Annotated in this window: 4 protein-coding genes, 1 tRNA gene and 2 pseudogenes; 5 read left to right on the forward strand and 2 right to left on the reverse strand. The window is 68.6% G+C overall.

Going from position 1 to position 4,055, the window contains the following annotated elements:
* Together QR77_RS44380 and QR77_RS36650 are read left to right on the forward strand one after the other, a co-directional pair.
* The coding region (locus tag QR77_RS44380) for a lactate utilisation protein LutB domain-containing protein (RefSeq protein WP_150130606.1) at positions 1 to 271 on the forward strand (271 nt) is incomplete at its 5' end.
* Positions 268 to 918: a lactate utilization protein C gene (locus tag QR77_RS36650; protein WP_040026285.1), complete on the forward strand. Its 651-nt coding sequence runs from the start codon at positions 268 to 270 to the stop codon at positions 916 to 918. The genes QR77_RS44380 and QR77_RS36650, both read left to right, overlap by 4 nt.
* An 8-nt stretch (positions 919 to 926) precedes the next feature.
* Here the strand turns inward: QR77_RS36650 and QR77_RS36655 are convergent, their stop codons facing one another.
* On the reverse strand, positions 927 to 1,418 hold the full coding sequence (locus tag QR77_RS36655) for a DUF309 domain-containing protein (RefSeq protein ID WP_040026286.1): 492 nt from the start codon (positions 1,416 to 1,418) through the stop codon (positions 927 to 929).
* Between the two features lie 101 nt (positions 1,419 to 1,519).
* Between QR77_RS36655 and QR77_RS36660 the strand changes: the two genes are divergently transcribed.
* Positions 1,520 to 1,593, forward strand: a tRNA-Pro gene (locus QR77_RS36660).
* 70 nt (positions 1,594 to 1,663) lie between these two features.
* Here the strand turns inward: QR77_RS36660 and QR77_RS49515 are convergent.
* Positions 1,664 to 2,007, reverse strand: a pseudogene (locus tag QR77_RS49515) (tyrosine-type recombinase/integrase); the annotation flags it as partial.
* Positions 2,008 to 2,437: 430 nt separating this feature from the next.
* Here QR77_RS49515 and QR77_RS36665 point away from each other — a divergent pair.
* Both QR77_RS36665 and QR77_RS36670 read left to right on the forward strand, forming a co-directional pair.
* Positions 2,438 to 2,818 (forward strand): annotated as a pseudogene (locus QR77_RS36665) (transporter); the annotation flags it as partial.
* A gap of 671 nt (positions 2,819 to 3,489) precedes the next feature.
* The gene (locus tag QR77_RS36670) at positions 3,490 to 3,903 is read left to right on the forward strand and encodes a hypothetical protein (protein WP_040026287.1); all 414 of its coding nucleotides are present in this window, start codon (positions 3,490 to 3,492) and stop codon (positions 3,901 to 3,903) included.
* The last annotated feature ends 152 nt before the right edge of the window (positions 3,904 to 4,055 follow it).

Here is a 4,055-nt window from a genome sequence, read left to right on the forward strand (position 1 = left end):
AGTCCTGGTCCATCTCCGCGAACGCGTCGCCGACCAGGGCGGCAAGGGACACCGACTGGAGAAAGCGGCCATCAAGGCGGCCGGCTGGGTCTTCGACCATCCCCGGGTGCTCGCCGCCGGGGAAAAGGTGGCCTCCAAGACCCGGGGGCTGCACCCGAAGAAACTGCCGGGATCCGGGGCCTGGACCGACAGCCGGGACCTTCCGGAGCTGCCGGCCGAGTCGTTCCGCGACTGGTGGAAGAAGAACCGGAAGGACGGCACCCGCTCATGACCACCCCTTCAGGTTCGCGTGAGCGGATCCTCGCCCGGGTACGCGGTGCGGTCGCCGACGCGCCCGCCGCGCCGGAGGCGGCCCGCGACTACCGCGTCACCCACACCCCCGAGGACCGCATTGTCGACCTCCTCGCGGAGAACCTCGCCGACTACCGCGCGATCGTCCACCGTACGGACTCCGCCGGGCTCCCCGCGCTGATCGCCGGGATACTGGCGGAACGCGGGGCGCGCGCCGTGGTCGTACCCCCGCTGCTGCCCGCCGCGTGGCTGTCTGCGGTCGCCCCCGACACCATCCAGCTCCAGGACGAACCGGACACCACCGCACGGGAGTTGGACGCGGTGGACAGCGTGGTCACGGGCTGCGCGCTGGCGATCGCCGAGACCGGCACGATCGTCCTCGACGCGGGCCCCGACCAGGGCCGCCGCCGCATCACCCTCGTACCCGACCACCACATCTGCGTCATCAGAACCGGTGATCAGGTCGTCGGCTCCGTGCCCCAGGCCATCCCCCGCCTCGACCCCACCCGTCCGCTGACCTGGATCTCAGGCCCCTCAGCCACCAGTGACATCGAACTCGACCGCGTCGAAGGCGTCCATGGCCCCCGCACCCTCGAAGTCATCCTGGTGACCGACACCGAGGGGTGAGGAGCCGGTCAGCCCCGGGAGGCGCCCCGCAACCGGGGCGCCGAGGCGGCGGCGTCGACGGGCTTCCCCCCTGCGTCGACCCGCTCGGCCAACTCGCGTGCCCAGGCGGCCAGTCCGGGGACATCGAGCGAGTGGGGCCCGGTGCCGTACGCCTCGATGGAACCCGCCCCGCGCAGCAGCAGCCGCGCACCACCCCGCGTATTGCCCCGCGCGGCGTGCGTCAGCCCCACAGCGAGCTGGGCCATCCCACGCCACAGCGCGCGCTCCTCCTCGGGCCCCGACTTCCACGCGTCCTCGAACACCTCGTGCGCGTGGAACGGCTTGCCCGCGTCGAGCAGCCGCTGCGCCTCGTTCACGGTGGCGCCGGGCGTACGTACGACTCCCTCGGGCTGCCGCTCCACACCCGGAGCTCCGTACGGCAGCGGACGCCCGAGCCCGTCTCGGGGACGCGCGTTACGCGCCCGGCCCTCGGCGTCACGGTCGCGCTCGTTTTCCGTCATACGCCGATTGTCGCCCAGCCGGGGCGCGTCCTGAGGCCGCGCTGAGTGAGGTAATGTTTCCCCTGCACGGCCGTCCGGTCATTTCCGCCGGGACCGGGCACCGGGACGTGGCGCAGCTTGGTAGCGCACTTGACTGGGGGTCAAGGGGTCGCAGGTTCAAATCCTGTCGTCCCGACTTGCATGCACGCAGGTCGCAGGCGGTATCGGAGTAATCCGATGCCGCCTTTCCGTGTTTCTTGGGGACCAGTTAGGGAGCCGTGTCCGGCGATCTTGGTAGGACGTGGGCGGGGATGCCTGCGTCGGCGAACCAGGTGAGGCCGGTGTGGCGGAGGTCGTGTCGGCGCAGGTGTTCGTGGCCGAGTGGGGTGACGACGTCGTCTCAGTGCGTGGCGTCGGGCAGGACGGCGGTGGAGATGCGTCCGCCGCGGGGGCCGGTGAAGAGGCGGGCGTGCGGGTCGGGGCCTGAGGCGAGGATGCGTTCGGCGATGAGCGGGCGGATTTCTTCGATGAGGGGGTCCTGGCGGGCGCGTTTGCCTTTGGTGTTCTTGTCGGTGAGTCCGCCGGGTGCGGGGGTGGTCCGGCGGCGTAAGCCCGGGGGCTGGGCACGTGTCCGGCAGCACGCGCGCTCCCTACGGGCCGTGGTCCGAAGCCGGGTCGGTGGTTTACCCCCAAGACGGGGAGTCCGACGTGACGACCTCGTCGTACGGAGCAGGTTCGCGGAGGAGGCTTGGCAGCTTCGTGACACGCCGTTGATGGGTTACGGCGGAGGCTATGTGCATCCAAGAATGGGGTGGGCGATTAGAAGGCACTCGGTCTAACGCTATCTCAACTGCCCTGACCTGGGAGTTCTTTTGTGTGTCGGCCCGTCAGGAGATTTGTGGGACGTCTATGGGATCCGCAGGTGTGGGACGTCATGTGGGACGGGGGCGTCTGTAGCGTCCTAGGTGGGACCGAGGTTCTCAGGGGAAACAAATATGCCCCGCGCCTGCGCTGTGTACCTCGTGGTTAAGGAGGGGAATGTGTCGGGGCTGAAGCTGTTCCACACGAGGAGCGGGGTGACGGAGGTCGCGCCGCGTTTTGCCGATATCGAGGCGGATGTGCAGTGCCTTGTCGAGGCGCACATGGAGACCATGCTGGGAGTGCGGTTCCTGGCGAGCGAGTACAGCACCGGGCCCGTCCACGGAGGGCGGATCGACTCGCTGGGTATTGACGAGAACAACGCTCCGGTGATCGTGGAGTACAAGCGCGGGGTCGATGCCGGGGTGATCAACCATGGCCTCTTGTACCTCTCCTGGCTCATGGACCACAGGGACGCGTTCTGGGACCTGGTTCGGGACCGGCTGGGGGCCACGGTCGCGGCCGAGGTGCGGTGGAGCGCGCCGAGGCTGATCTGTTCCGCCTCAGCTATGAACGTAGTCTTCGTGCTCGCCACCGGGGAACAGACCCGCGAATGGGCGGTAAAGAAGTACAAACGGCCCACTGGCTGACCGGCAGTGAGAAGTAAGCCGTCTTCGAGGAGTAACTCGTACCGTCGTCTTGCCGTGAGGGGGATGACTGGAGACCTGACTGAAGAACCGGAAGGTCCGCGGTGCTGCCGCACTCGCTTGTGGCCGTGGCACTCCGCGTCGGCTGGGCTCCGGCCTGCGGAACAGCAGGTGCGCCGGGCCCAGCGATCTCGCCATCGCCGCGCGCCCTTATGCTCCGCGCCAGTTCGGGGTCGCCTGGCCCGTCACTCTGCGGGCCCTGACGCCGATTATGGCCCCAGCACACGCGCGATTCAGAAAAAGCCGGATTCGGCTTGTAGTCGCGCGCCAGGCGTCGCTGGAGTGTCAGCGTGCCCAAACTCGGCTGGACTCTCGACGGGATCCGCTGCGAAACGAAGCCGTACGAAGAGAAACTGTCACGGACACAAAATATCGCGACAGCTAGTGGCCAATGTCGCTCAGCGTGCCACCGGCTTGGTCAGATCGGATGACGCGTTCACCGGTCGTCTCTACCGTGATGCGGGCGGCGCTCACGCATAAGACTCGCGTTGCCCTGCAACCTGTTGGACAGTGACGGTGATGGCCGGGTGATCAGCCGCGACAAGGAGATCTGCACCGTCTCCTCGCCGCACGCCTGCGGCCCCGGCGGAGCAGGCCCCTGGGCCAAGAAGAGCCCCGTCGGTCTTCTCGACCTGCTCGGCACGGCCCGGTGGCGCATCACCGTCACCAACACCGGTCCGGTGGACGCCGTCAACGCCAGTGTCAACGACCCCACCACCCCTTCCTGCCGGACCGCCGCCGGCACCTTCACCCTGGCGGCAGGGGCCAGCCGTCAGATCTACTGCTCCTCTCTCCTCCTCGCCCTCCCCATGAAGAACACCGCGAGCGTCACCTTCGGCGCCGACCACGCCCCGCACGGCACACCACCGACCACCAGCGGGCCGTCGTCGGCCGTCGCCTGCTCGCTGCTGTGCATCCTGGCCAAGAAGGACCGCACCTGACCGGCGGCCCGAACGCCATGGACGACACGGAATCCCGCTGAAGCAATACGTTGGAGGGACCTGCCGCTCACGGGAAGGTCCCTCCAACATCCCCAAGGCGTAGGAGCCGTGGGGCTGGGCGGAACCACCTGCCCGACACTCCCGGCGAGGGG

The sequence above is a fragment of the Streptomyces sp. 150FB genome, assembly GCF_000818195.1.
GTDB lineage: Bacteria > Actinomycetota > Actinomycetes > Streptomycetales > Streptomycetaceae > Streptomyces.

What these genes read in the sequence shown, in the direction of transcription:
- QR77_RS36650 (WP_040026285.1), top strand. Translation starts at nt 268, where the DNA reads ATGACCACCCCTTCAGGTTCGCGTGAGCGGATCCTCGCCCGGGTACGC.
- QR77_RS36655 (WP_040026286.1), bottom strand. Translation starts at nt 1,418, where the DNA reads ATGACGGAAAACGAGCGCGACCGTGACGCCGAGGGCCGGGCGCGTAAC.